The organism is Streptomyces sp. TLI_053, assembly GCF_900105395.1.
Lineage (GTDB): Bacteria > Actinomycetota > Actinomycetes > Streptomycetales > Streptomycetaceae > Kitasatospora.
The window spans coordinates 554,613-581,040 of sequence record NZ_LT629775.1 but is presented as its reverse complement, the minus strand read 5'-3'; the positions used below and the strand labels follow the sequence as shown (position 1 = coordinate 581,040).

General features: G+C 73.7%; 15 protein-coding genes. 4 read left to right on the top strand and 11 right to left on the bottom strand.

From position 1 onward, the window contains the following. Positions 1 to 204: 204 nt before the first annotated feature. Together BLU95_RS02120 and BLU95_RS02115 are read right to left on the bottom strand one after the other, a co-directional pair. Complete coding sequence (locus BLU95_RS02120; protein WP_093858403.1) at positions 205 to 945, bottom strand: class I SAM-dependent methyltransferase; 741 nt, start codon at positions 943 to 945, stop codon at positions 205 to 207. Between the two features lie 187 nt (positions 946 to 1,132). Beyond that, complete coding sequence (locus BLU95_RS02115; protein WP_093858402.1) at positions 1,133 to 2,728, bottom strand: FAD-binding oxidoreductase; 1,596 nt, start codon at positions 2,726 to 2,728, stop codon at positions 1,133 to 1,135. A 66-nt stretch (positions 2,729 to 2,794) separates the two neighbouring features. Here BLU95_RS02115 and BLU95_RS02110 point away from each other — a divergent pair, with 66 nt between their 5' ends. Next, positions 2,795 to 3,418 carry a TetR/AcrR family transcriptional regulator gene (locus BLU95_RS02110; protein WP_093858401.1) on the top strand — a complete coding sequence of 208 codons (624 nt, stop codon included), beginning with the start codon at positions 2,795 to 2,797 and terminating at the stop codon, positions 3,416 to 3,418. A gap of 118 nt (positions 3,419 to 3,536) precedes the next feature. Here the strand turns inward: BLU95_RS02110 and BLU95_RS02105 are convergent, their stop codons facing one another. The 3 genes from BLU95_RS02105 to BLU95_RS02095 form a co-directional block, all read right to left on the bottom strand. Continuing rightward, a complete protein-coding gene (locus BLU95_RS02105) occupies positions 3,537 to 14,684 on the bottom strand; it encodes a DUF7927 domain-containing protein (RefSeq protein ID WP_159424729.1) in 11,148 nt (3,715 codons plus the stop codon). Positions 14,685 to 14,958: 274 nt separating this feature from the next. Further along, a complete protein-coding gene (locus tag BLU95_RS02100; protein WP_093858399.1) occupies positions 14,959 to 15,558 on the bottom strand; it encodes a fasciclin domain-containing protein in 600 nt (199 codons plus the stop codon). Between the two features lie 217 nt (positions 15,559 to 15,775). Continuing rightward, positions 15,776 to 16,642 carry a helix-turn-helix transcriptional regulator gene (locus BLU95_RS02095; protein ID WP_093858398.1) on the bottom strand — a complete coding sequence of 289 codons (867 nt, stop codon included), beginning with the start codon at positions 16,640 to 16,642 and terminating at the stop codon, positions 15,776 to 15,778. A gap of 114 nt (positions 16,643 to 16,756) precedes the next feature. Between BLU95_RS02095 and BLU95_RS02090 the strand changes: the two genes are divergently transcribed. Further along, positions 16,757 to 18,397, top strand: coding sequence for an MFS transporter (locus BLU95_RS02090; protein WP_231978209.1), 1,641 nt, complete (start codon positions 16,757 to 16,759; stop codon positions 18,395 to 18,397). Positions 18,398 to 18,448: 51 nt separating this feature from the next. On the opposite strand, the gene BLU95_RS02085 is transcribed toward BLU95_RS02090, so the two are convergent. After that, positions 18,449 to 19,966, bottom strand: a complete 1,518-nt coding sequence (locus tag BLU95_RS02085) for an MFS transporter (protein WP_093858397.1) — start codon at positions 19,964 to 19,966, stop codon at positions 18,449 to 18,451. Positions 19,967 to 20,248: 282 nt separating this feature from the next. On the opposite strand from BLU95_RS02085, the gene BLU95_RS02080 reads away from it, so the two are divergent. Next, a complete protein-coding gene (locus BLU95_RS02080) occupies positions 20,249 to 20,818 on the top strand; it encodes a hypothetical protein (protein WP_093858396.1) in 570 nt (189 codons plus the stop codon). A gap of 209 nt (positions 20,819 to 21,027) precedes the next feature. Here BLU95_RS02080 and BLU95_RS02075 read toward each other — a convergent pair whose 3' ends face one another. The 5 genes from BLU95_RS02075 to BLU95_RS02055 all read right to left on the bottom strand — a co-directional run bounded on the left by BLU95_RS02075 (position 21,028) and on the right by BLU95_RS02055 (position 25,412). Next, the gene (locus BLU95_RS02075) at positions 21,028 to 21,285 is read right to left on the bottom strand and encodes a hypothetical protein (protein WP_159424728.1); all 258 of its coding nucleotides are present in this window, start codon (positions 21,283 to 21,285) and stop codon (positions 21,028 to 21,030) included. Positions 21,286 to 21,456: 171 nt separating this feature from the next. After that, complete coding sequence (locus tag BLU95_RS02070; protein ID WP_093858394.1) at positions 21,457 to 22,350, bottom strand: alpha/beta fold hydrolase; 894 nt, start codon at positions 22,348 to 22,350, stop codon at positions 21,457 to 21,459. Between the two features lie 6 nt (positions 22,351 to 22,356). Then, positions 22,357 to 23,049, bottom strand: a complete 693-nt coding sequence (locus tag BLU95_RS02065; protein WP_093858393.1) for a dihydrofolate reductase family protein — start codon at positions 23,047 to 23,049, stop codon at positions 22,357 to 22,359. Between the two features lie 159 nt (positions 23,050 to 23,208). Then, positions 23,209 to 24,186: an alpha/beta hydrolase fold domain-containing protein gene (locus BLU95_RS02060; RefSeq protein WP_159424727.1), complete on the bottom strand. Its 978-nt coding sequence runs from the start codon at positions 24,184 to 24,186 to the stop codon at positions 23,209 to 23,211. 158 nt (positions 24,187 to 24,344) lie between these two features. After that, a complete protein-coding gene (locus tag BLU95_RS02055) occupies positions 24,345 to 25,412 on the bottom strand; it encodes an alcohol dehydrogenase catalytic domain-containing protein (protein WP_093858391.1) in 1,068 nt (355 codons plus the stop codon). A 134-nt stretch (positions 25,413 to 25,546) separates the two neighbouring features. On the opposite strand from BLU95_RS02055, the gene BLU95_RS02050 reads away from it, so the two are divergent. Next, positions 25,547 to 26,218 carry a CGNR zinc finger domain-containing protein gene (locus BLU95_RS02050; protein WP_159424726.1) on the top strand — a complete coding sequence of 224 codons (672 nt, stop codon included), beginning with the start codon at positions 25,547 to 25,549 and terminating at the stop codon, positions 26,216 to 26,218. Positions 26,219 to 26,428: the final 210 nt, after the last annotated feature.

Below are 26,428 nucleotides of genomic sequence, written 5' to 3'. Positions count from 1 at the left end.
GGTGTCGAGGGGGGCGCCGGGCGTCGTGGAGTTGGTGGGCATCGCGAGGCGGGCCCACCTTCTCAGCATCGCCGCAACGGGCCCGGGTCGCATCTCTGTCGGTCCGGCGCGACTCCCCGGTCCCCGCCCGGTCCCCACCGGGCCCCCGCCCGGTCACCCGCCGGCCGGGAGGTGACCGGGGTGGGCCCTGCGGTCCGCGTGGGGTCAGGCGCGGCAGCGCAGCATCGTCAGCGGGGGATTGGCGGCGTAGTCGTCCCAGAACTCCTCGCCGTACTCCCGCACGCCGGCCGCCGAGATCTCCAGCGGCACCCAGGTGATCCCGGTGAACCCGGCCGCCCGCAGGCTCCGCTCGTAGACCTCGCGGCCGGGCGGGTTCGCGACGAAGGAGATCGGCGGGTCGAGCAGCGCGGTGATCCGCACCCGGGGCCCGATCTCGGTGTCCTCGCCCAGCGATTCGCAGAGGAAGCCGTACTTGGCGAGCGACGGTCCGTCGAAGCGGAAGTCCGGGTGCTGCCCGAAGGCGAAGAACTCCGCCCCGGCCGCCATGCTCCGGTGGATGTTGCGACACATCCGCTCGATGGTGGCGACGCCGTCGGCGTAGTTGAACAACTGGACGGCGACCGCGATGTCGAAGGGCTCCTCGAACGCGCGCAGTTCGGCCACGTCGCCGAGCTCGTAGCGCACGCCGAGCGGTTCCTCGTCCTCCCGTGCCCGTGCCGCGTCGACCATCGCGGCGGAGATGTCGACACCGAGGACACGGGAGGCGCCGCGGCGCTTGAACTCCCGGCTGTAGAAGCCGGTTCCGGAGGCGAGGTCGAGGACCGACCGGCCCTCGACGTCGCCGACCAGGCCGAGGAAGCCGGGCACCTCCCCGTAACGGGTGAGCGGAAGGGTCTTGAAGCCCTCGAACGCCTCGCCGATCCCGTCGTACAGCTGACCGCTCATCGTGGCGGTCCCCCCATCTGTTCCGGTCCATGACGGCGGCCGTCGAACCGGCCGCGCCCCTTGGCGGGAAGTCTTCCTCCCGTCCGCCGGGTCGGCGAACTGGTGGAAACCCCGAACCTGGCGCGGCCGGGGGCGGTTCGGTTCTCGTGATCGTCCCGGCCGGGGCCGTTCGCCCCGGTGGCACCCGTCAGTCCAGCAGCACACCGGGGTTGAGGATGCCGTGCGGGTCGAGGGCGTCCTTGACGGCGCGCAGGGCCAGGGCGAACGGCTCCGGACGCTGGCGGTCGTAGCCGGGTCGGTGGTCGCGGCCGACGGCGTGGTGGTGGGTGACCGTGGCGCGGTGGCGGTGCAGGACGTCGGTGGCGACGGCCTTGACGTCGTCCCAGACGGCGACCTCGTCGCCGGGGCGTCCGGCCACGGCGACGGTGAAGTAGGGCGCGGCGCCGTCCGGGTAGACGTGGGTGAGACGGCAGTTGACGGTTGCCTCCCGCCCGGTGGCCGCACGGGCGGCGGCTCCGACCTCGGCGCGCACGGCTTCGACCAGGGCCGGGATCCGGTCCCAGGTGGCGGCGGTCTCGAAGGTCTCCACGACGGCGCCCATCCGGGCCAGCCCGTCACGGAGATAGGGCATCCGCAGGAACGCCGAACGCCAGGCACCCACGGCGCCGCCGCCCGCGCCGCCGTCCGCGGTGTCCGCCCCGACCCGTCCGCCGTGGTCGCGGGCCAGGCCGACGGCGGCGGCGAGCCGGTCGCCGACGGGCCCGGTGGCCGATTCGAAGCCCAGGACCAGGATGCTCGATCCGTCCTTCGACGCGCCGGAGAACAGGGCCTCGCCGGGGTCCAGCAGGCGGCAGTTGGCCGGGCCGAGGTCGGTCTGCGCGACGGCGCGCACGGCGTCCAGCGCGCGCCCGAAGTCGGTGAAGGACAGTGCGGCCGAAGCCTTGTGGCGGGGGCGTTCCTGCACCCGCATCCAGGCCTCGGTGATCACGCCGAGGGTGCCCTCGGACCCGAGGAACAGCCGGTCGGGCGAGGGGCCGGCGCCGGAGGAAGGCAGTCGCCAGGAACTGCTGGTCCCGGCGGGGGTGACCACGCGCAGCGACTGCGCGAAGTCGTCGATCCGGGTGCGTCCGGTGGCGTAATGCCCACCGGCGCGGGTCGCCAGCCAGCCACCGAGGGTGGAGAACTCGAAGCTCTGCGGGAAGTGACGCAGAGTCAGCCCGTGGGGTCGCAGCTGGTCCTCCAGCACGGGGCCGAGGGCCCCGGCCTGGATGCGGGCGGAGCGGCCGGTCAGGTCGACCTCCAGGACCCGGTCCATCGAGGTCAGATCGAGCGACAGCACGGCGCGGTGGGCGTCGCCCCGGTACTCCACCCCGCCGACCACCGAGGACCCGCCGCCGAACGGGACGACGGCCACCCCGTGCGCCCCGGCCCAGTCGAGCAGGTCGGCCACCTCCCGGTCGCCGGTCGGACGGGCGACCAGGTCCGGTATCCGGCCCGGGCGGCCGCGGAGGGCCCGGGCGACGTCGCGGTAGGCCTTGCCCATGGCGTGGGCGGCCCGGTCGCCGGGGTCGCCGCTGACGAGACGCGCCAGGGAGGGCGGTGGCGTCACGGCCGGTCGGCCGACGGCGAGGTCGGCGATCCGGGGGACCGGCAGCGGGCGGGCCAAAGTGCCCGGCAGCAGGGCGCCCAGCGCGAGGCACTCGGCGTCGTCGGGCTGCGCGTCCTGATAGCCCCAGCCCCACCAGGACCGGAGGCGGGGGGCGGTCTCGGCGGCGGGCGTCATGAGGCGGCTCCGGGGGATCCGATGAACTTACTGGTGAGTAAATTACCCTAAGGTAAGATCAGTTCTATGACAATGCTTCCCACCAGGGCCGGCACCAAGGGCATGCCCAGGGCCGAGCGCGAACGACAGGTTCTCGCCGCGGCCACCGAGGAGTTCGGCCGCCGCGGCTACGAGGCCACCACCATGGCCACCGTCGCCGCCCGGGTGGGCGTCACCAAACCCCTGCTGCACCAGTACTTCGGCAGCAAGCAGGACCTCTTCCTCGGCTGCCTCGAACCGGTCGGCGACCGGCTGCTGACAGCCGTCCGGACCGCCATGGCCGATCACGACAACGGCGCGCCCCCCACACCCCTGCGGGTGCTGCGTGCCCTCTTCGACGCCCTCGACGGGCAGCGCGAGGCATGGTTCGTCCTCTACGACCCCTCACTGCCGACCGGCAGCGAGGCCGCCCACCGCGCCGCCCACTACCGCGACGCCATCGACGAACTCGCCGCCACCGGCACCGCCGACCTCCTGCACAGCACCGGATCCGACGACCCCCTCGACGCCGACGCCCTCAAGTACGCCTGGCGCGGCCTGTGCACCACCCTGGTCCGCTGGTGGATCGAACACCCCGACCAGAGCCCCGAGGCCATGGCGGGACGCTGCGCCCGGATCTTCGCCACGGCCCGGGCCGTCGGTCCGGGCTGAGGGCCCGGACGCGAGCCGCCGCCGGGCGACACCGCGCCGACCCGCCGCCGGGCCGCACCGTACCGACCCGCCGCCGGGCGGACGGCAGAGCCGACCGCCCGGCGGCGCGAGGCGGACGTCAGCGCCGCGAGCGCCGCGCCGCCACCAGCAGGCCGCCGAGGGCGAGGAGCAGAACGGTGACCAGCAGCGCGGGCTTCGGGCTGCCGCTGCCGGTCGGAGGCAGCGGCGGCCGGGTCGTCGGACTGGGGCTCGGGCTCGGCGGCCTGCGGACCGTGGTGGTGGTCGAGCAGTCGCCGCCCGTGCCCACCGCCGCCGCCCGCCGCGCTCCGGCGCCGTTCCCGTCGGCGGTGGAGCAGTTGGACCCGTCGGCCGAGAGCCGGTTGACGAGCGTCGCGCCACCCGCCCCGGGCTTCACGGTGACGGTGTAGCTGAGCGTCGCCGTCGCTCCGGGGCGCAGGTCCAGCGTCCACGTCAGCCGGGGCGCCGCGTAGGCCGTCCGCCCGGTGTCGGCGCCGGCGTCCAGACCGTAGACCGCTCCGTCCAGGACCCCGGAGAGGTCGTCGGTGACGACGGCGCCGAAGTACGTGCCACTGGCCCGGTTGGTGGCGGTGACGGTGTACGTGACCCGGTCACCGGGCTTCGGGGCCGCCGGCGTCGCGTGCTTGGTCAGCAGCAGGTCGTGCCGCACGGTGATCGGCACGGTCGGGGTGGCCACCGCGGTGCGTTCGGTCGCGTCCGGGTCGGGCCCGCCGGTCACCACCACCGTGTTGACCGGGACGGCCGTGACATCCGCGTCCAGCGTGCCGGTGAGCGTCCAGCCCACCGTGCCGCCGACCGGGATCTCCACGGCGGGGCAGGTCGCCGTCCCGTCCGCGACCGGGCAGGCGGCGCCGTCGTCCGCCGCCATCGAGGCGTCGTGCACCCCGGCGGGCACCCGGTCGGTGACCACGACGTTCCGCGCCCGCGAAGGCCCGTGGTTGGTGACGGTGACCCGCCACCGGATCCGCTGCCCGGCGACGACCGGATCGGTGAGCAGCACCTTGGCGACGCTCAGCCGCGCCTGTGCCGACGGCGACCCCGAGGGCGAGGCGACCGCCGTGTGCGTCGGCGTAGCCGGGTCGGGGCCGCCGGTGACCGTCACGGTGTTGGTGGGCGTGACCGTGGCGTCCGGGGCCAAGGTGCCGGTCAGGGTCCAGGTCCGGGTCGCCCCGACCGGGATCCCGACGGGCGGGCAGACGGCGGTGCCGCCGGAGATCGCGCAGGCGGTGCCGTCGTCCGCCGCCATCGAGGCGCCGTTCACGCCTGCGGGCACCCGGTCCGTGACCAGCACGTCACGGGCCACCGAGGGGCCCCGGTTGGTCACCGAGACCTGCCACTGAATCCGCTGCCCGGGCACGACCGGATCAGTCAGCAGCGCCTTGGAGACCGAGAGGCGGGCCTCCTGCACCGGCTCGACGGACGGGCTGGCGACGGCGGTGTGGGTGGGTGTCGCGGGGTCGGGTCCGCCGGTGACGGTGGCGGTGTTGGTCGGGGTCACGGTCGTGTTGGCGTCGAGGGTGCCGGTCAGGGTCCAGGTCCGGGTTTCCCCGGCGGGGATCTCCACGGCGGGGCAGGTTGCGGTCCCGTTCGTGATCGGGCACGCGGTGCTGTCGTCGGCCGTCATCGAAGCGTTGGACACCCCGGTGGGTACGCGGTCGGTGACGATGACGTTCCGTGCTCGGGAGGGTCCGTTGTTGGTGACGGTGACGCGCCACTGGATCTGCTGTCCCGGGACCACCGGGTCGGTGACCAGGATCTTGGCGACGACGAGGTTGGCCTGCGGTGCGGGGGTTTCGCTCGGTGAGGCCACGGCGGTGTGCGTCGGGGTTGCGGGGTCGGGCCCGCCGGTGACCGTCACGGAGTTGGTGGGAGTGACCGTCGTGTTGGCGTCGAGGGTGCCGGTGAGTGTCCAGGTCGCGGAGGAGCCGGCCGGGAGTTCGACGGCGGGGCAGGTGGCCGTCCCGCCGCTGATCGGGCAGTTGGTCCCGTCGGCGGCGGTCATGGATGCGTTGTCGACCCCGGCGGGAACGGTGTCGGTGACGACGACGTCGCGGGCGCGGGAGGGTCCGTTGTTGGTGACGGTCACCTGCCACTGGATCTGCTGACCCGGCACGACGGGGCTGGTGAGCAGAACCTTGGACACCGTGAGGTCGGCCAGTGGCGTCGGAGAGTTGGTCGGCGAGGCAACCGCTGTGTGGGTGGGTGTCGCGGGGTCGGGTCCGCCGGTGACGGTGGCGGTGTTGGTCGGGGTCACGGTCGTGTTGGCGTCGAGGGTGCCGGTCAGGGTCCAGGTCCGGGTTTCCCCGGCGGGGATCTCCACGGCGGGGCAGGTTGCGGTCCCGTTCGTGATCGGGCACGCGGTGCCGTCGTCCGCCGTCATCGAAGCGTTGGACACCCCGGTGGGTACGCGGTCGGTGACGACGACGTTCCGTGCTCGGGAGGGTCCGTTGTTGGTGACGGTGACGCGCCACTGGATCTGCTGTCCCGGGACCACCGGGTCGGTGACCAGGATCTTGGCGACGACGAGGTTGGCCTGCGGTGCGGGGGTTTCGCTCGGTGAGGCGATGGCGGTGTGGGTCGGGGTTGCCGGGTCGGGTCCGCCGGTGACCGTCACCGTGTTGGTCGGCGTGACCGTGGCGTCCTGGGCCAGCGTGCCGCTCAGCGTGTACGAGGCGGTCTCCCCGACCTCAAGGTCGATCGCCGGGCACGTGGCGGTGCCGCTCGCGACCGGGCAGACGGTGCCGTCCTCGTCCGAGACCATCGAGGCCCCCGACACCCCGTCCGGGACCCGGTCCGAGACGACGACGTTCCGGGCTCGCGAAGGACCGTCGTTGACCACGGTCACCCGCCACTGCACGGTCCGGCCGGGCACTACCGGATCGGTCACCAGCACTTTGGAGACCGTCAGCTTCGCCTGCGGCGTGGGCGTGTTGGTCGGGCTGGCGACGGCGGTGTGCGTCGGGGTTGCGGGGTCGGGCCCGCCGGTGACCGTCACCGTGTTGGTCGGCGTGACCGTGGCGTCCTGGGCCAGCGTGCCGCTCAGCGTGTACGTGACGGTCCCGCCGACCGGGACCTCGACCGGTGGGCAGACGGCCGTGCCGTCCGTGACCGGGCACGCCGCGCCCGTCGCGTCCGGCGAGAGCGAGGCACCGACGACACCTGCCGGGATCCGGTCGCTCACCACGACATCGCGGGCCAGGCTCGGCCCGTTGTTGGTCACGCTGATCCGCCAGGCGATCGACTCACCGGGCACGACCGGGTCGGTGAGCAGCGCCTTCGACACGGTGAGGTTCGCCCGCGGCTCGACCGTCTCGCTGGCGTGCGCTGTCGCCGTGTGCGCGGTCGCGGTCGGATCGGGTCCGCCGGTGACGACGGCCACGTTGACCGGGGTGCCGGTCGCCGTCGGGTCGAGCGTCCCGCCGACGGTGTACGAGACGCTGCCGCCGGCCGGGATCTCCACGGCCGGGCAGGTCGCCGCCCCGCCGCTGATCGGGCAGTTCGTTCCGTCGTCAGCGGTCATCGCCGGGTCGGTCACCCCGGTGGGCACCTGGTCGGTGACGACGACGTTCCGGGCCCGCGAAGGACCGCGGTTGGTCACCGTGACCCGCCACTCGATCCGCTCTCCGGGCACGACCGGGTTGGTGAGGAGCGCCTTGGCGATGCTCAGGTTCGCCTGCGGTACGGGCGAGTCGGTCGGTGAGGCGACGGCCGTGCGGGTGGGCGTGGCCGGGTCGGGTCCGCCGGTGACCACCACCGTGTTCGTCGGGGTCACGGTCGCGTCCGGCGCGAGCGTCGCGGTCAGCGTGTACGAGGCGGTCTGTCCGACCTCCAGCTCGATCGCGGGGCAGACCGCCGCCCCGTCGGTGATCGGGCAGGCGGACGCGTCGGCGTCCGACTGGAGGACGGCGTCGGACACCCCGGCCGGGATCCGATCGGTGATGACGACGTTGCGCGCCTTGGACGGACCGTTGTTGGTCACGGTGACCCGCCACTGGACGACCTCGCCCGGCACGACCGGGTCGGTCACCAGCGCCTTGGCGACGGTCAGGCGCGCCAGCGGCGACGGCGAATCGGTGGGCGAGGCGACGGCGGTGTGCGTGGGTGTCGCCGGGTCGGGTCCGCCGGTGACGACCGCCGTGTTGGTGGGCGTGACGGTCGCGTCCTGCATCAACGTGCCGCTCAGCGTGTAGGAGACCGTCTGTCCGACCTCAAGGTCGACTGCCGGGCAGACGGCCGTGCCGTCCGTGATCGGGCACACGCTTCCGTTGGCGGCCGTCATGCTCGGCCCGCCGACCCCGGCCGGGACGGTGTCGGTGACGACGACGTTCCGGGCGCGGGAGGGTCCGTTGTTGGTGACGGTCACCTGCCACTGGATCTGTTGGCCGGGGACGACGGGGTTGGTGAGCAGGACCTTGGAGACGGTGAGGTTGGCCTGCGCTGTGGGCGTGTTGGTCGGGGTGGCGACGGCGGTGTGGGTGGGTGTTGCGGGGTCGGGGCCGCCGGTGACGATCGCCGTGTTCGTCGGTGTGACCGTGGCGTCCTGCGCCAGTGTGCCGGTGAGTGTCCAGGTCAGGGTCTGACCGACGGGGATTTCGACAGCGGGGCAGGTGGCTGTGCCGTTGCTGATGGGGCAGTTGGTTCCGTCGGCAGCCGTCATCGCCGGGTTGTTGACCCCGGCGGGAACGGTGTCGGTGACGACGACGTCACGGGCCCGGGAGGGACCGTTGTTGGTGACACTGACTTGCCACTGGATCTGCTGGCCGGGGACGACGGGGTTGGTGAGCAGGACCTTCGACACGGTCAGATTGGCCTGCGGCGCGGGCGTGTTGGTCGGGGTGGCGACGGCGGTGTGGGTGGGTGTTGCGGGGTCGGGTCCGCCGGTGACAGTTGCGGTGTTGGCAGGAGTCGTCGTCGCGTTGGTGTCGAGCGTGCCGGTGAGCGTCCAGGTGGCCGTCTGGCCGACGGGGATCTCCACGGTGGGGCAGGTCGCCGTCCCGTTGTTGATCGGGCAGGGCGTGTTGTCGGCGTCGGCCTTCATGCTGGCGCCGGTGACACTCGTCGGAACGGTGTCGGTGACGACGACGTCACGGGCCCGGGAGGGTCCGTTGTTGGTGACGGTGACCCGCCACTGGATCTGCTGGCCGGGGACGACGGGGTTGGTGAGCAGTGCCTTGGAGACGGTGAGGTTGGCCTGCGGTGTGGGCGTGTTGGTCGGGGTGGCGATGGCGGTGTGGGTGGGTGTGGCGGGGTCGGGTCCGCCGGTGACCACCACCGTGTTCGTCGGTGTGACCGTGGCGTCCTGGGCCAGCGTGCCGGTGAGTGTCCAGGTCAGGGTCTGGCCGACCGGGATCTCGACAGCAGGGCAGGTGGCGGCGCCACCGTTGATCGGGCAGTTGACCCCATCGGCATCCGCCTTCATCGAGGCGTTGTCGACCCCGGCGGGCACCTGGTCGTTGACCACGACGTCCCGGGCCCGGGAGGGTCCGTTGTTCGTCACGCTGACCCGCCACTGGATCTGCTGGCCGGGGACGACGGGGTTGGTGAGCAGCGCCTTCGAGACTACGAGGTTGGCCTGGGGCGTAGGCGTGTTGGTCGGTGAGGCGACGGCGGTGTGGGTGGGTGTCGCGGGGTCGGGTCCGCCGGTGACGGTCGCGGTGTTGGTCGGTGTGACCGTGGCGTCTTGGGCCAGCGTGCCGGTGAGTGTCCAGGTGGCCGTCTGGCCGACGGGGATCTCCACGGCGGGGCAGGTCGCCGTCCCGTTGTTGATCGGGCAGGGCGTGTTGTCGGCGTCGGCCTTCATGCTGGCGCCGCTGACTCCGGCCGGTACCTGGTCGGTGACGACGACGTTCCGGGCGCGGGAGGGCCCGTTATTGGTGACGGTGACCCGCCACTGGATCTGTTGGCCGGGGACGACGGGGTTGGTGAGCAGCGCCTTGGAGACGGTGAGGTTGGCCTGCGGCGCGGGCGTGTTGGTCGGGGTGGCGACGGCGGTGTGGGTGGGTGTTGCGGGGTCGGGTCCGCCGGTGACGATCGCCGTGTTCGTCGGTGTGACCGTGGCGTCCTGGGCCAGTGTGCCGGTGAGGGTCCAGCTCAGCGACGAACCCGCCGGGATCTCGACGGCCGGGCAGGTCGCCGTACCGCCGGTGATGGGACACGGAGTGCCGTCGGCCGCTGCCATTGAGGCGTTGCCGACGCCGGCCGGTACCTGGTCGGTGACGACGACGTTCCGGGCGCGAGAGGGTCCGTTGTTGGTGACGGTGACCCGCCACTGGATCTGTTGGCCGGGGACGACCGGGTTGGTGAGCAGCGCCTTGGAGACGGTGAGGTTGGCCTGCGGTGTGGGCGTGTTGGTCGGGGTGGCGACGGCGGTGTGGGTGGGTGTTGCGGGGTCGGGTCCGCCGGTGACGATCGCCGTGTTCGTCGGTGTGACCGTGGCGTCCTGGGCCAGCGTGCCGGTGAGGGTCCAGCTCAGCGACGAACCCGCCGGGATCTCGACCGCCGGGCAGGTCGCGATGCCGCTGCTGATGGGGCAGTTGGCCCCGCCTGTATCAGCGGTCATCGTCGCGCCGGTGACGCCTGTCGGCACCTGGTCCGTCACGACGACGTTCCGGGCGCGGGAGGGTCCGTTGTTGGTGACGGTGACCCGCCATTGGATCTGCTGCCCGGGGACGACCGGGTTGGTGAGTAGTACCTTCGAAGCCGTCAGGTTGGCCTGCGGCATGGGCGTGTTGGTCGGGCTGGCGACGGCGGTGTGGGTCGGGGTTGCGGGATCGGGTCCGCCGGTGACCGTCACCGTATTGGCGGGCGTGGCGGTCGCGTTGGCGTCCAGGGTGCCGGTGAGCGTCCAGCTCAGCGACGAACCCGCCGGGATCTCGTCGGCTGGGCAGGTCGCGATGCCGCCGGTGATCGGGCAGTTGGTCCCGCTCGTGTCGGCGGTCATGGTCGCGCCGGTGACGCCGCCCGGCACCTGGTCCGTCACGACGACGTTCCGGGCGCGGGAGGGTCCGTTGTTGGTGACGGTGACCCGCCATTGGATCTGCTGCCCGGGGACGACCGGATTGGTGAGCAGCACTTTCGAAACCGTCAGGTCGGCCTGCGGTGAGGGCGAGGTGGTCGGCGAGGCGACCGCCGTCCTGGTGGACGCCGACGGGTCCGGGCCGCCCGTGACCGTCACGGAGTTCACCGGCGTGGAGGTTGCGTCGGAGGCGAGCGTGCCGGTCAGCGTCCAGGTCTGCGAGGAGCCGGCCGGGATCTCGACCGCCGGGCAGGTCGCGACGCCGCCGGTGATCGGGCAGTTGGCCGCGCCCGTGTCGGCGGTCATCGTCGCGCCGGTGACGCCGGTCGGCACCTGGTCCGTCACCACCACGTTCCGGGCCCGGGACGGCCCGTTGTTGGTCACCGTCACCCGCCACTGGATCTGCTGCCCCGGGACCACCGGGTCGGTGAGCAGGACCTTGGAGACGGTGAGGTTGGCCTGCGGCGACGGCGAGCCGGAGGGGCTGGCGACGGCGGTGTGGGTCGGGGTTGCGGGGTCCGGCCCGCCGGTGACCGTCACCGTATTGGCCGGCGTAGTGGTGGCGTTGGCGTCCAGGGTCCCGGTGAGGGTCCAGCTCAGTGACGAACCCGCCGGGAGCTCGACCGCCGGGCAGGTCGCGATGCCGCCGGTGATCGGGCAGTTGGTCCCGCCCGTGTCGGCGGTCATGGTCGCGCCGGTGACGCCGGTCGGCACCTGGTCCGTCACCACCACGTTCCGGGCCCGCGACGGCCCGTTGTTGGTCACCGTCACCCGCCACTGGATCTGCTGCCCGGGGACGACCGGGTTGCTGAGCAGGACCTTCGAAACCGTCAGGTCGGCCTGCGGCGAGGGCGAGGTGGTCGGCGAGGCCACCGCCGTGTGGGTGGATGCCGTCGGGTCCGGTCCTCCGGTGACCGTCGCCGTGTTCGTCGGCGTCGTCGTCGCGTTGGGGTCCAGTGTGCCGGTCAGCGTCCAGTTCAGTGCCTGCCCGGCCGGGATCTCGACCGCCGGGCAGGTCGCGACGCCGCCGGTGATCGGGCAGGCGGTCCCGTTCGGCGCGGTCATCACGGGGTTGTCGACCCCGGCCGGGACGGTGTCCGTGACGACCACGTTCCGGGCCCGCGACGGACCGGCGTTGAAGACGTTGACCCGCCACTCGATCCGCTGCCCGGGCACCACCGGGTTGGTCACCAGGGACTTGCTGACGGTCAGGTTGGCCTGCGGTGAAGGGCCGGCGGTCGGCGAGGCGACGGCGGTGCGCGAGGATGCGGAGGGGTCCGGTCCTCCGGTGACCGTCACCGTATTGGCCGGCGTGGTGGTGGCGTTGGCGTCCAGGGTCCCGGTGAGGGTCCAGCTCAGCGACGAACCCGCCGGGATCTCGACCGCCGGGCAGGTCGCGACGCCGCCGGTGATCGGGCAGTTGGCCGCGCCCGTGTCGGCGGTCATCGTCGCGCCGGTGACGCCGGTCGGCACCTGGTCCGTCACCACCACGTTCCGGGCCCGGGACGGCCCGTTGTTGGTCACCGTCACCCGCCACTGGACCGGCTGGCCTGGCACGACCGGGCTGGTGAGCAGCGACTTGGAGACGGTCAGGTTGGCCTGCGGCGAGGGGCTCGCGGTCGGCGAGGCGACCGCGGTCCGGGCGGTGGCGCCCGGGTCGGGGCCACCGGTGACCACCGCCGTGTTGGTGGGTGTGACGGTGGTGTTCGGGTCCAGGGTGCCGGTGAGGGTCCAGGTCTGGGAGGAACCGACCGGAATCTCGACCGCCGGGCAGGTCGCGACGCCGCCGCTGATCGGGCAGTTGGCCCCGTCGACACCCTGCCGCATCGTCGCGCCGGTGACGCCGGCCGGCACCTGGTCCGTCACGACCACGTTCCGGGCCCGGGACGGCCCGTTGTTGGTCACCGTGACCCGCCACTGGATCTGCCCGCCGGGCACGACGGGATTGGTGAGCAGCGTCTTGGAGATGGTGAGGCCGGCCTGCGGCGAGGGGCTCGCGGTCGGCGAGGCGACGGCGGTACGGGTGGCGGCGGACGGGTCGGGGCCGCCGGTGACCAGCGCGGTGTTGGTCGGCGTGGTGGTCGCGTTGGGGTCCAGCGTGCCGGTGAGGGTCCAGCTGGCGGTGCCGTTGACGGGGATCTCGACGGCGGGGCAGTTCGCGGTGCCGCCGGTGATCGGGCAGGCGGTGCCGTCCTGGTCGTAGGCCATGCTCGCGGCGGTCACGCCGGCCGGGACCTGGTCCGTCACCACGACGTTCCGGGCCCGGGAGGGACCGTTGTTGGTGACCTTGACCTGCCACCTGATCTGCTGGCCGGGCACCACGGGGTTGGTCAGCAGCGTCTTCGAGACGACCAGGTTGGCCTGGTTGCCGGGCGGGACGGGGTTGGCGGTGCTGGTGCAGCTGGGGGAGCAGTTCGGGTCGGTGACGCCGCCCGGCGGGGTGACGGTGGCGCGGTTGTCGAGGGAGCCGGTGGCGTCCGCCGGGACGGTTCCGGTGAGGCGGTAGGTGACCTGTGCGCCCGCCGGGAGGTCGACGGTGGTGTTGATGTCGCCGGTGCCGGAGGCGGGGGTGCCGCAACTGCCGCCCCCGGCGGCGGTGCAGGTCCAGGAGAAGTTCCGGATCGTGGTGGGCAGGGTGTCCCTGACCGAGGTCCCGGGGGCGTCCGAGGGGCCGTCGTTCTTGACCACGATCGTGTAGGTGAGCGGTTGGCCGGGCACGTACGGGTTCTTGTCCGGGGTCTTGGTGACCGAGAGACCGGTGGTGGGGCGCCCGGGGGTGTCGACGGTGCTGGAGCAGGTCGGACCGCAGTTGGGGTCGGTGCTGGCGGCCGGGCGGGTCACGGTCGCGGTGTTCGACAGCGTACCGGTGGTGGAGGAGGGGACGGTGCCCGTCACCGTGTACGTCACGGAGCTGTTGGCCGCGATCGTGGCGGTCGTGTCCAGGTTGCCGGTGCCGCTCGCGGCGCCGCAACTGCTGCCGGTGCCGCCGGACGCGCAGGTCCAGGTGAAGCCGGACAGTGCGGACGGCAGCGCGTCGCGCACGGCGGCGTTGACGGCGGGCGCGGGTCCGGCGTTGCTCACCACGAAGGTGTAGGTGAGCCGTTGTCCCGGGACGTACGTCGCGGGGGAGGCAGTCTTCTTCACGGACAGGCCGACCTGGGTGACCCACTCCAGGACGATCTCGCCGTTGCCGCCGTTGCTGTAGCCGCCGCCGTCGCCGATGCCGCTGGTGTACTGGGCGTCGCCGCGGCCGCCCGAGGTGCCGCCGACGCCGTTGCCGTTGCTGTTGGTGCCGTTGGAGGTCTGTGTGTTGGTGACGCCGGTTCCCCGGTTGTAGCCGGAGCCGCCGCCGCCCATGCCGTTGGCGTCGAGCGTGCCGCCGCGCTGGCAGGCGCCGCCACCACCGCCGTAGTAGCCGCCGCCGCCTCCGCCGCCGCCCTCGTTCTGCGGGAAGGGGGCGCCGCGGCCGCCCTGGTACTGGCTGCCGGCGGTGGCGGCCGCGCACGCGGTCTGGGTGGCGGCGGCGCCGCCCGCGGTCTGGGTGCCGCCCCGACCGGAGGCGGCGGGCTGGTTGTCCTGGCCGCCGTTGCTGCCGCCACCGCCGCCGGCCGCCGGCGTGGTCGCGTCGGCGCCGGGCGAGGAACCGCCGCCACCACCGGCGATGACCAGCGGATTGCTGCCGTAGGCACCGTTCCACACGGCGCTCATGCCGCCGCCGCTGCCGCCGGTCGCGCCGGCCCCGCCGGACACCGAGAAGCCCTGGCCGCCCCCGCCGCCCCCGCCGTAGGTGGAGGCGGTGCTGTTGAGCCGGCCGCCCTGGCCGACGGTGAGGGTCAGCGACTGACCGGGTGTCACCGCCAGGGTGCCGGTGGTGTAGCCGCCACCGCCGCCGCCGTACTGGCCGGTGTAGTAGTCGCGGGGGGAGCCCGCGCCGCCGGCGCCGAACACCCGGGCGTACACCGCGGTGACGCCGGCCGGCACGGTGAAGGTCTGGTCGGCGCCGCTGTAGGTGACGCGGGCGCAGTTGGTGAAGCTGCCGGTCGGGGTGCACGCGACCTGTGCCCGCTGCTCCCGGGGCAGGCCCTGCGGGCCGTGGGCGGGAGGGGCGGCGGCGAGCGCCAGTCCGCCCTGGGGGACCAGGCACAGGAGCGCGAGCACGCCGCGCGTCGCCGTCCGGAACCGACCGCCGAGCAACGACCTCACCGGGGCCATCCGGCGTCTCCTCTCGCGACCGTGCGCGCACGGGCCCAGCTGGGCGGACAACACGACAAATCAGGCGAATGTACGCAGATGAGATCAGAGACTGCCGAGAAGGGGTGCCCATGAGGGCGACGTGATGACGTGTCAGTCGGCTTTTGTGCCGGAATCCGCGCTTTCGGCCCATCCGGGTCACCGTTCGGCGCAGTCGGGTGGAGCGGCCCCGGGGCGGAGTGGGGCGGGGCCGCTGTGCCCGGGACCGGCCCTGGGCGCCCGTCGCTTGCGGCCGTCAGCCGAAGGTCGGCACGGTGTCCAGGATCGCGAGCCGCGCGTTGGCCGTCCTGATGCTGCCGCAGAGCACCTGCGCGCCGCCGACGCGGTAGTCCTCACCGCTGCCGGTGGCCTTGATCGCGGCACCCTGGAGCGAGGTGTACTGCTTGTCCTGGAGATCGTCCTTGCGCAGGTCGCGGACGACGATGAGCTTGCGGACCAGGTCGCCGGCGCCCTGCTGGGTGGCCAGGGCCTTCCTCTGGTCCTCGCCCAGTTTGGCGAAGGCCGCGTCGTTCGGGGCGAAGACGGTGACGTTCTCCATCGAGTCGAAGATGTCCTTCGCCTTGGCCGTCTTGACCAGGGCGGACAACTGGGAGAGGTCCTTGGCCCGGTCGATCGCGCCCAGCACCGGCAGGCGGCCCATCGCGTCGAGGCTGCCCGTGCCGTCGCCGGTCATCGTCGCGCAGGCCTGGCCGAAGGCCTTCTCGGGCGGCGGGGGCGCGGCGGCCACCGGGCCGGGCCCACCGGTCCCGGCGTCGACACCGCCGCAACCGGCGAGCGGGGCGACGGCGAGCGCCAGGGCCGTGAGGAGGGCGGGGCGGTGGGTGCGGCGGCTCATACGGGGATCCTCCAGGGGGAACCGGTCGAATCGTGCCGGATACGCCCCAGATGGTGACACCGTACCGAGCCGCCGCCCGGGAGATCCGGCCCGCACGGCAACGCCCGTCACCCGTGCGGAGCCGTCTCCGCCCCCGCCCCCGGCCCCCCGGCCGTCGTCCTTCCCGGGGCGGTGGAGATCACCACGGTCGGCCGGCGGGCTTCCGTGCGGTGAGGCCTCAGCGGACCGCGGGCACACCGTCGGACCGGTCGAGGAGGTGCAGGGCCTGCTCGGCGGGGCTGCCGGGCGGGGCCGTGTAGACCACGAGGACGTGGTGGGCGGCGCCCGGGACCTGGAAGGTCTCGTAGGTCAGCGCGACATCGCCGACGACGGGATGCCGGAAGCGCTTGGGGCCGTGGGTCTTCTCGTGCACATGGTGGCCGGCCCACAGCTTGCGGAAGCTGTCGCTGCCCAGCGACAGTTCGCCGACGAGGCGCACGAGTTCCGGGTCGTGCGGGCGCCGCCCGGCGGCCATGCGCAGGACGCCGACCGTGGTGCGCGCGGCCTCGTCCCAGTCGGAGTGGACCTCGCGGGCGTCCGGGGCCAGGAAGATCCGTCGGGCCATGTTCCGCTCGCGCGGCGCCAAGTTGGGGAAGTCGGCGATCAGAGCGGTCGCCGGCCGGTTCCAGGCCAGGACGTCGCTCCGATCGTTCATGACCAGGGCGGGGGAGACGGGGACGGCCTCGACGACCTGCCGCACCGCCGGGCGCAGCACCTCGCTCCGGACACCGGCCGCTGCCGTCGTCCGGGCCGGGCGGGGCGGCCGGGCCAGGTCGTGCAGATGGGCGCGTTCGGCGGATCCGAGCCTCAGGGCTCGGCCGAGAGCGTCGAGGACCTGGTCGGACGGACGGTCGGCGCGTCCCTGCTCCAGGCGGACGTAGTAGTCGGTGCTCAGCCCGACCAGTTCGGCGACCTCTTCGCGTCGCAGTCCGGGCACGCGGCGGCGGCCGGTCGGCGGCAGGCCCACGTCCGCCGGTGACACCAGGGCGCGCCGCGCCCGAAGGTAGTCACCGAGCCTGTCGCTGATCGTGTTCGTCCCGGCCATGCGTTCCAGTATGGAGGTGCCGGCGGGGGGTGCGGCGGCGGGAGGGTGGCCCTGTCGGTCCCAGGGAACGGCGGGTCCTTCATGCGCGGGTGGTCCTCGCGAACGATCGACGTCATGTCCACTCCTTCCGCCCCTTCCGCGCGAACCGGGCACTCCGCCCCGCTCGCCCTCGCTGCCCCTCCTGCCCTCGCCGCCCCGTCGCCGCCACCGTCCCCGGCCCGGTCCGGGACTCGGACCCGGTCCGGGACCCGGACCGGCGGCGGTGGCGGCGACATCGGGCGCGGCTACTGGCCGACGGTGCTCGCGGTCGCCTCCGCCGGAGTGATGCTGCCGTTCTCCGTCACCGGGGCGGCGGTCGCCCTGCCGGACATGGCCGCCCGGCTGGGCTCCTCGACCGGCTCCGCGCAGTGGATGCTGAACGCCTTCAACGTCACGTTCGCCGCCCTGCCGCTCGCGGCCGGCGGCCTCGCGGACCGGTTCGGCCGCCGCCGCGTCCTGCTGACCGGCATCGCCCTGGTCGGTGCGATGTCGCTGCTGGTCGCACTGTCGCCCTCGATGGCCCTGGCGGACGCGGCCCGGGCGGTCCAGGGATGCGGTGCGGCGGCCGTCCTGGCCTCGGGCGCGGCGGTACTGGCTCACGCCACGTCCGGCCGGCGCCGACAGCTGGCCTTCGGGATCCTCGGCACGTCGTTCGGCACGGGCCTGGCGATCGGGCCGCCGCTCGCCGGGGTCCTGGTCGAACTGGCCGGCTGGCGCTCGGTGTTCCTCCTGGTCGCGGTGATGTCGGTGCCCGCCTGGTTGTGCGCGACCCGCGCCCCGGAGTCCCGCAACCCCGCCGGGACCGCCCTGGACCTGGCCGGGCCGGCCGCCTTCACCGCCGGACTGGCCTTCCTTTCGCTCGCCTTCGTCCGGGCCGGGGCCGCGGGCTGGGCCGCACCGGGCACCCTGCTGCTGCTCGCCGCGGCCGTGGCGCTGGTGGTGCTGTTCGCCGCGGTGGAGGTCCGTCTGGGCGAGCGCGCGATGTTCGACGTCCGGCTGTTCCGCAGGCCCGAGTTCGCCGCGCTGGTCTGCCAGCCCTTCACCGTCACCCTCGGCTTCGTCGTCCTGCTGGTCTACCTGCCCGCCTACCTCCAGGGCGTCGCCGGCCGTTCGACCTCGGCCAGCGGACTGCTCCTGCTGCCGATGACCGCACCGGTGCTGCTCCTGCCGCTCGCCGCCGCCCGGCTGGCCGCGCGCACCTCCGTGCGGGCGGTGCTGACCGCCGCCTCCGTGCTGATCATGGTCGGCGCCCTGCTCCTGACGACCCTGCGCGGCGACGGATCGTGGCCGGCCCTGGCGCTTCCGCTGCTCCCCTTCGGCATGGGCGTCGGGCTGGCGTTCGGAGTGATGGACAACGCCGCCGTCGGCACCGTCCCGGTCGAGAACGCCGGCGCCGCGGCGGGCATCTTCAACACGATGCGGATCACCGGTGAGTCGGTGGCCGTCGCCGGCGCGGCCGCCCTGCTCACGACGCTCACCGCCGCCCGGTCGACGGGCGGCGGCCTCCCCTCCGAGGCCGCGACCCGGCTGGCCGGGCACGCCGTCCAGGGCCGGGTGGACGAGGCCCATCGCGCCGCCCTGGCCGAGGGTTTCACCGACGCCTTCCACACCCTCGGCCTCGTCCTCGCCGCCCTGTCCGCCCTGGGCGCCGTCCTCACCTGGTGCGCGCTCGCACCGCGCCGCTCCGCGGACCGAGCCCGCGCACCCCGTCCGTAGCACTCGGCCGTGGCCCTCGCCCGTACTCCTCGGCCGTATCCCTCGCCCGTCCTACCCGGTCCGTTCGGGTTCGACGGCGCTGAGCGGAGCGGCCAGTGACTCCAGGCTGCGCCGTTCGGCCTTGACGCCGATCGCCGCCTCGACCAGTCCGGCGAGGGTCATCAGGGTGGCGCCGATGCAGAAGGCCAGGGTGGTGTCGGAGACCTTTCCGCTGCCCACCAGGCCGTTGAAGAGCAACGGGCCGCTGATGCCGCCGACGGCGGTGCCGACGGCGTAGAAGAAGGCGATGCACATCGCCCTGGTCTCCAGCGGGAAGATCTCGCTGACCGTCAGGTAGGCGGAGCTGGCGCCCGCGGAGGCCAGGAACAGGACGGCCGTCCAGCAGGCGGTCATGGTCACGGCGGACAGGGAGCCCTGCTGGAAGAGCAGCGCGGTGCCGAACAGCAGCACACCGGAGCCGATGTAGGTGCCGGCGATCATCGGCTTGCGCCCGACGGAGTCGAACAGGCCGCCCAGCAGCAGCGGACCGAGGAAGTTGCCGACCGCGATCACCGCGAAGTAGTACCCGGTGTCGCCCTCGGGGACGGCGAAGAACTTGGTGAGGATCACCGCGTAGCCGAAGGTCACCGCGTTGTAGAGGAAGGCCTGCCCGATGAACAGGGACAGGCCGAGCACGGTGCGGCGCGGATAGCGGGTGACGACCGTGCGGGCGATGGTGCCGAAGCCGAGCGGGCCGCGCTCCCGGATGCGGATCGGTCCGCCCTCGACGGGCGGCAGCTCGCGGCCGTACTCCTCCCGCACGATGCGTTCGGCCTCGGCCACCACCTCCTCGGCCTCCTCGGCCCGGCCGTGGGTGAACAGCCAGCGCGGACTCTCCGGGACGTGCCGGCGCACCAGCAGGATGACCAGGCCGAGGGCCACGCCGATGCCGAAGGCCAGCCGCCAGCCCAGGTCGGTCGCGAACAGGGCGGTGTTCAGCAGGGCGATCGAGGCGAAGGCGCCGATCGCCGCGCCGATCCAGAAGCTGCCGTTGATCACCAGATCGATCCGGCCGCGCACCCGGGCCGGGATCAGCTCGTCGATCGCGGAGTTGATCGCCGCGTACTCGCCGCCGATGCCGAATCCGGTGAAGAAGCGACAGAGGAAGAAGAACCAGGCGGACCACGAGAACGCGGTGACGGCGGTGGCCGCCAGGTACACGGCCAGGGTGATCATGAAGAGCTTCTTGCGGCCCAGCCGGTCGGTCAGCCAGCCGAAGAACAGCGCGCCGCTGCACGCCCCCGCGACGTAGACGGCGGCGGCGATCGTGGTGACCTGGGTGGTCGTGATGGTGATCCCGCTGCCGCTCTCCGCGAGCCGGGCCGCCATGTTGCCGACGATCGTGACCTCGAGGCCGTCGAGGATCCAGACCGTCCCCAGCCCGATCACGATCCGCCAGTGCCAGCGGGACCACGGCAGCCGGTCCAGCCGCGCGGGGACGTCGGTCTCGACGACCCCGTCGCCGGGGCGGTCCTGGGCGGGCGGCCGTTGCCGCACCTCTCGCCCCGCTCCCTCCACCGGGTCGGACATGGCGAACTCCTTCCCTCGCGCCGGTAGGACTCCCGGCGTCTGCCCGGATCCCGCACGACCACACCACACCACATCGCCCCGTTCGTCCGGCGCATCCCGCCCACCGGGCCTGCCGGTGTCCGGTTCCGGCAACTCCGCTGCCGGGTCTGGTGGTTGGGGATGCGGCGGGCCATGCTGGCGATGGGGGTGCGTTCACCCGGCCGGCCGGGTGGACGACCGGGTCCGCAGCGCCGGACACCGGGCCCCGTACTCGGCTCCGGACTTCGGAAAGGCCTGTTCCCCATGGACGAGACGCTGGATCGGTTCCTGCCCGTGTACGGGCACCGAGCGGTTCACGGGATCACTCTGGCGGCGCCGCCGGAGGAGGTCTGGGCGGCGCTGCAGAGGGTGACGCTGGCCGACCTTCCGCTGCCCCGGATGCTGCTGGCACTGCGGACGCTGCCCTCGCGCCTGCGGAACACGGGCCCCGACCTGCTGGACCGCTCGGTGCCCCTGGCGGAGCTGTTCCGCAGGGACGACCGCTGGGTGACCCTGGCCGACGAGCCGGGGCGGGCCCTGGTGCTCGGCCGGGTCGCGCGGTTCTGGAGCCCGGTGCCGCGGGAGCCGGCGCGACCGGGGGACGGCGCGGCGTTCGCCGCGTTCGCCGAGCCGGGCTGGGCGAAGGCGGTCATCTCGCACGAGGTGTTCGCCCACGGCAGCGGCTCGCGGCTGGTGACGGAGACCCGGATCCAGGGGACCGACGCGCGCGCGAGGCGACGGTTCGCGGCGTACTGGCTCCTGATCCGCCCGGGTGTCGGCCTCATCCGGCGCAGCGCCCTCGCCGCGGCGGGCCGCCACTGCGAGAGCGCCTGAGAATTGCGAGAGCTTCGTCGGGACCCGTCCTCCCCGCACCCCGACGAGGGCCTTCCACCCCAGCAGCCGCTACTCGGCCACTGCCTCCACTACCGGTACCGGGGACCGTATGTACCTGAGCGTCATCACCCCCTGCCTGCTGCCACCGTCCGCGGGCCCCGCTCCCGTGCCGTAGGGGTTCCGACCCGGGGCCCGCCGGAACGTGCGGGCTACCGGTCGGGGGCGGCGCCCTCGATGGCGGCGAGGAGGAGCGCGTGGACCGCCGCGGCCGCCTCCTGGGTGGCCGGGTCGGGGTCCTTCAGCTGGGGCGTGATCAGCTCGGCGGCCGCGGCGAGGAGCGGGACCGGCACGGTGGCCTCGCGCAGGTGGAGCAGCTGGGAGGCGGCGCGCTCACCGGGCGTGGCCCTGGTTCGGGCGTCGGGGATCAGGGCGGTGAGGCCGCGGGGGAGGGGCTGGGTGCTGGTCACCCGGCCCATTCTTCCGGGTCGGGGCCGGTGTCGATCACCACAGCCGTCCGGCGGGTCCCCGGCCCGGGCCCTTCCCCGCTCCACCCCCCGTTTGCGACCTGACACCTTGAGCAGGTCGGCGCCGCCGCGGTCCGCGGCGGCGCCGAGAGCAGGCGCCGGAGAACCGGCCCGTCAGCCCGTGCGCCGCCCGCCCGTCCCGAGCCGCCGTCCGGACGGGAGTGTCCGTTCGAGGGCGAGCATCGCGGCGGCGACCTCGTCGACCGCCGCGTCGGGGATCGCGATCGCGGCGTGGTCGAGGACGAGCAGTCGGGCGTCTGGGATCTCGTGGGCGAGGGCCGCGCCGTTGCCGAGGGGGAAGAGCGGGTCGTGGCGGCCGTGGACGACCAGGGTGGGGAGGTCGAGCGTGGGCAGGCGCTCGCGCCAGCGGGGTCGGCAGTCGAGGCGGGCGAAGACCGTGCCCAGCTGGTTGGCGAGGTGGACCGCCGGGTCGCTGCCCGGGGTGCGGTCCCAGATGCGGGCGGCGGTGGCGCGGGCGGCGGCGGGGTCGTCGCCGCGGATGCTCGCGCCGGTGGCGGCGAACTCCGCGACCGCCTCCCGGTCGGTCCAGTCCGGCATTGGGCGGGCGAACAATCGGCCCATGGTCGCCCGGTCGTGGTCGGGGAGGTCGTCGTCGGGAGGACCGGGGGCGACGGCGCGGGTGCCGGCCAGGGTGAGGGCGGAGAACGCGTCGGGGTGGTCGAGGGCGGCGACCTGGGCGACCATCCCGCCGACGCCGTTCCCCGCGAGGTGCGCGGGCGCCGCGCCCAGGGCGCGGGCGAGGGCGGCGGCGTCGGCGGCCAGGTCGCGCAGGGTGTAGGCGGGCGCCTGCGGGTCCACCGTCGCCGACTCGCCGCTGTCGCGCAGGTCGTAGCGCACCACGCGGCGCCCGCCGGCGGCGAGCCGTTCGCAGAGCGCGTCGGGCCAGGAGAGCATGGTCGGCCCGCCCGCGAGCAGGAGGAGCGGCGCGTCGTGGTCGCCGAAGGACTCGATGCCGAGGACGGTGCCGTTGACGGCGACGGTGGCCATCTCAGGTCACCGGCCGTTGCTGGTGCCGCCGGTGCCGCTGCCACCGTCGTTGCCGCTGCCGTTGTCGCCGTCGCGCCCCAGCCCCCGGTCCGGCGCGCTCATGTCGCCCGTCGCCGGGGTGCCGTCGGTGCGGGCGTAGCGCAGGTAGACGGTGCCCTCCGGTCCGGCGACCGGCGGCTCGAGGAGGGCGAGGTTGGTGGGAACGGCGCCGCCGTCGAACACCTTCTTCCCGACGCCGAGCACGATCGGGTGCACCCAGAGGTCGAGGCGGTCGAACAGCCGCTCCCGCAGCAGCGTCTGCACCAGGTCGAGGCTGCCGACGACCTTCACGTTCTCGTGCCGGTCACGGATCTCGCGCACGGCGGCGGCCAGGTCCGGGCCGAGCTGCGTGGAGCCGTCCCAGGGGAGGTCCGGCGTGCCGCGGGAGGCCACGTACTTCGGGACGCGGTTGAACAGCTCGGCGATCTCGCCGTCCTTCTGGTGCGGCCAGTACGCGGCGAAGATGTCGTACGTCCGCCGGCCGAGCAGCAGGGCGTCCGTGCCCTCGTACGCGGCGACGATCTGCGCCCCGGTGACCTCGTTCAGCAGGGGCGCCTGCCAGCCCCCGAACGGGAACCCGACCGGGTCCTCGTCCGGTCCGCCGGGCGCCTGCGCGACGAGGTCGAGGGTGGCGAACAGTTCGATCTGGACGATTCCCATGGTCCGTACTCCCGGTGTGTGCGGTGCGGTTGTCCCTTCGAGATGTAGACCGGCCGGGACCGGAAAACTCATCGCCACGCCGGTGGTCGATTTTCCGCACCCGCGGGCCGGCCGGCCGCGCACAGCTCGGCGCGGCCGACCGGACCGCCGCCACCGGTGTCAGCCCGGGACCGGTACGGCGGCGAACTGGCGGGCGAGGTAGTCGAACCAGGTCCGGTGGAAGGCTGTGGCCAGCCGGGAGCCGGGAGCGATGAGGTCGAACGCGTGGTAGGCACCGGGGTAGAGGTGGAGCTCGACCGGGACGCCCTGGGCCCGCAGGCGGGTGGCGTAGTCGAGGTCCTCGTCCCGGAAGCAGTCGAGGTCACCGACGGTGATGAAGGTGGGCGGCAGGTCGGCGAGGTCGTCGGCGCGGGAGGGGGCCGAGTACGGGCACACGTCCTCGGTGCCGGTGCGGTCGCCCAGGATCGCCTGCCAGGCCAGCAGGTTGGTCGAACGGTCCCAGATGCCGATGTCGGTGATCTCGTGACTCGACGCGGTCCGGTTGCGGTCGTCGAGCATGGGATACGTCAGCGACTGGAACAGCGGTGCCGCGCCGCCGCGGTCGCGGACCAGGAGGGCCGTGGCGGCCGCGATCCCGCCGCCCCCGCTCTGGCCGGCGATGCCGATGCGGGCGCCGTCCAGGCCCAGGGCGTCGGCCTCGCGGCAGAGCCACTGGTAGGCGGTGAAACCGTCCTCGGCGGCGCCGGGGGCGGGCGTCTCCGGGGCGAGCCGGTAGTCGACCGCGGCGACGGCGCAGCCGAGGGCCGCCGCCAGCCCGGTCAGCCACGGCTCGTCCTGGGCGGCGAAGCCGAGCACCTGGCCGCCGCCGTGGAACCAGAGCAGGACCGGCAGGGGCCCGGGCGCGGTGGTGGGGCGCAGCAGGCGGACGGCCACCGGCACGTCGGGGCCGTGCGCCCGGTCCGCCCGGCTCGCGAGGTGTTCCTCGACGGTGACCGACGGGTCGGCGGGCGAGCTGTCGGCGGCGGCCTCGGCCTGGGCGCGGAAGGCCGCGCGCGTCGTGGCCAGGTCGGTCAGGTCGAACGCTCCGTTGGGGGTCATCGGGACCGCGTCGAGGGCCAGGCTCAGCTCCTGGTCCATCCGCCGACGGGAATCGGGCCGACGGGAATCGGGCCGAGGGGCATCGGGCCGACGGGAATCGTGGGTGCAGCTGTCATACGTGCGGGAACCGGACGTGCGGGGATCGGCCATGGTCGTGACTGCTTTCGGGGAGTGGGAGCTCGTCGGGGGCGACGGATTCAGGCGCTGAACGAGTCGATGACGACGACACCGGTCGGTCCGTACGTCTCCAGGGACTCCAGGACCTCGCTCGCCTCGTGGAGGCCGACGGTGCGCGAGACGATCCGGCCGGGGGCGAGCCGGCCGGCGGCGATCATGTTCAACATGGTGCCGAAGCGCTGGCCCTGCATGCCGAAAGCGCTCACGAACTCCAGCTCCTTGACCATCATGACGTCGATCGGCAGGGCGACGTCGCCCTGTTCGGCGGCGGTGGTGTGCCCGAGCTGGAGGTGGCGGCCGCGGGTGCGCAGGGAGAGTACGGAGTTGCGGCAGGCGGCGGCGATGCCGACGGCGTCGACCGATACCTGGGCGCCGCCGCCGGTGAGGGTCTTCACGGCCTCGACGGGGTCGGTCGCGGCGGCGTTCACGGTGTGGACCGCGCCGAGCGCGCGGGCGGCGTCCAGCTTGTCGTCCGTGATGTCGATCGCGATGACGTTGGCACCCGTCGCCGCGGCGATCTCCACCGTCGACAGGCCCGTGCCGCCCCCGGCGCCGTACACCGCGACCCACTCGCCGCCGCGGACCCGGGCCTGGTCGACGACCCCGTGGAAGGCCGTCATGTAGCGGCAGGCCAGCGCGGCGACGTCGGTGAAGCCGACCCCCTCGGGCACCTCGACCAGGTTGACGTCGGCGAAGCGGACCATCACGTACTCGGCGAAGGCGCCCCAGTACGAGACCCCGGGCACCAGCGCGTCGACATGGTCGCAGACGTGCTGGTTGCCACTGCGGCACGGTTCGCAGGAGCCCTCGCCGGGGTTCATCGGGAAGATGACACGAGCGCCCTCCTTCCACCCCCGGACGTCGCGGCCGACCTCCACGACGGTGCCGGCGAACTCGTGGCCGAGCACGAACGGGGCCTCCACCCGCGGTCCGCCGGTCCAGAACTGCCCGGCCCACAGCGCCCAGTCGGTCCGGCAGATGCCGTTCGCCCCGACCTTCACGATCGCTCCGTCCGGCGGGCAGACGGGGTCGGGCACATCGCGGAGGACGAGCGGCCGGTGGAGTTCCTCGATGACTGCGGCGCGCACGGCGCCACCTCCTCGTACTGGGGGGTGAAGACGCGTGAAGCGGGAGACCGCCACGCAAAGTCCACCGGTTCAAGTGGTGGACCTGGAACGTAGACGCTTGTTCGGAACGATGTCAACCGCATAGAGTGGTGGACATGGAAGGCGAACCCAAGGACCCGACCCCGTCCCCGGCCGGCGCGGGAAGTACGGGCAGTGCAGGTGGAACAGGCGCTGCGGACGGAACCCGGGAGGGACGTCAACGCGCCAAGAGCGACTTCCGCTTCGACGACGCGCGGCTGTGCTTCGCCTTCGCCGGCACCCTGGCCGACCGCGGCACCGGCACGCCCTTCGAACGGCTGCTCCGGCCCGAGGACTTGAGCCGCTGGGCGGTGGAGAGCGCCTGCACCACGGCCGCACCGCCCTGCACCGGTGCCGACCTCGATCGGGCGCGACACCTCCGCGAGGCGATCCACCGGACCGGCCGGGCACTGGCGGAGGCCGTCCCGCCCGCCCCGGAGGACATCGCGCTGGTCAACCGCGCCGCCGCCGAGCCGCCCTCGATGCCCGAACTCGCCCCGGACGCCGGCACCGTGCGCTGGCACGGCGACGGGATCACAGCGGTGCTCTCCATGGTCGCCCGGGACCTGATCTCCCTCTGCGCCTCCGAGCACCGCGCCCACGTCCGCCTGTGCGGGAACCCCGACTGCGCGGTCCCCTTCGTCGACACCTCCCGTGCCAGCGCCCGCCGTTGGTGCTCCATGAAGACCTGCGGCGCCCTCGCCAAGAAGCGCGCCTACCGCGCGAGGCGGCAGTCACCGGCCCAGTGAGGCGCTCCCGGCTCCCGGGTCCCGGGCGGCGGGTCCCGGCCACCGGTCACCGGGCGGCGGGCGGCGGTGCGGCTCCGCCCGATGCGGAACCCGACCGAACGGCACAGGATCAGCGCGTCCCGCGGATCGTCGGCCCGGCGGCCGAACCTGCGGAGGAGCGCCGCCCTGCCGGGTGGCGCGGGGCCTTCAGCGGGCGTGGAACCAGGTGTA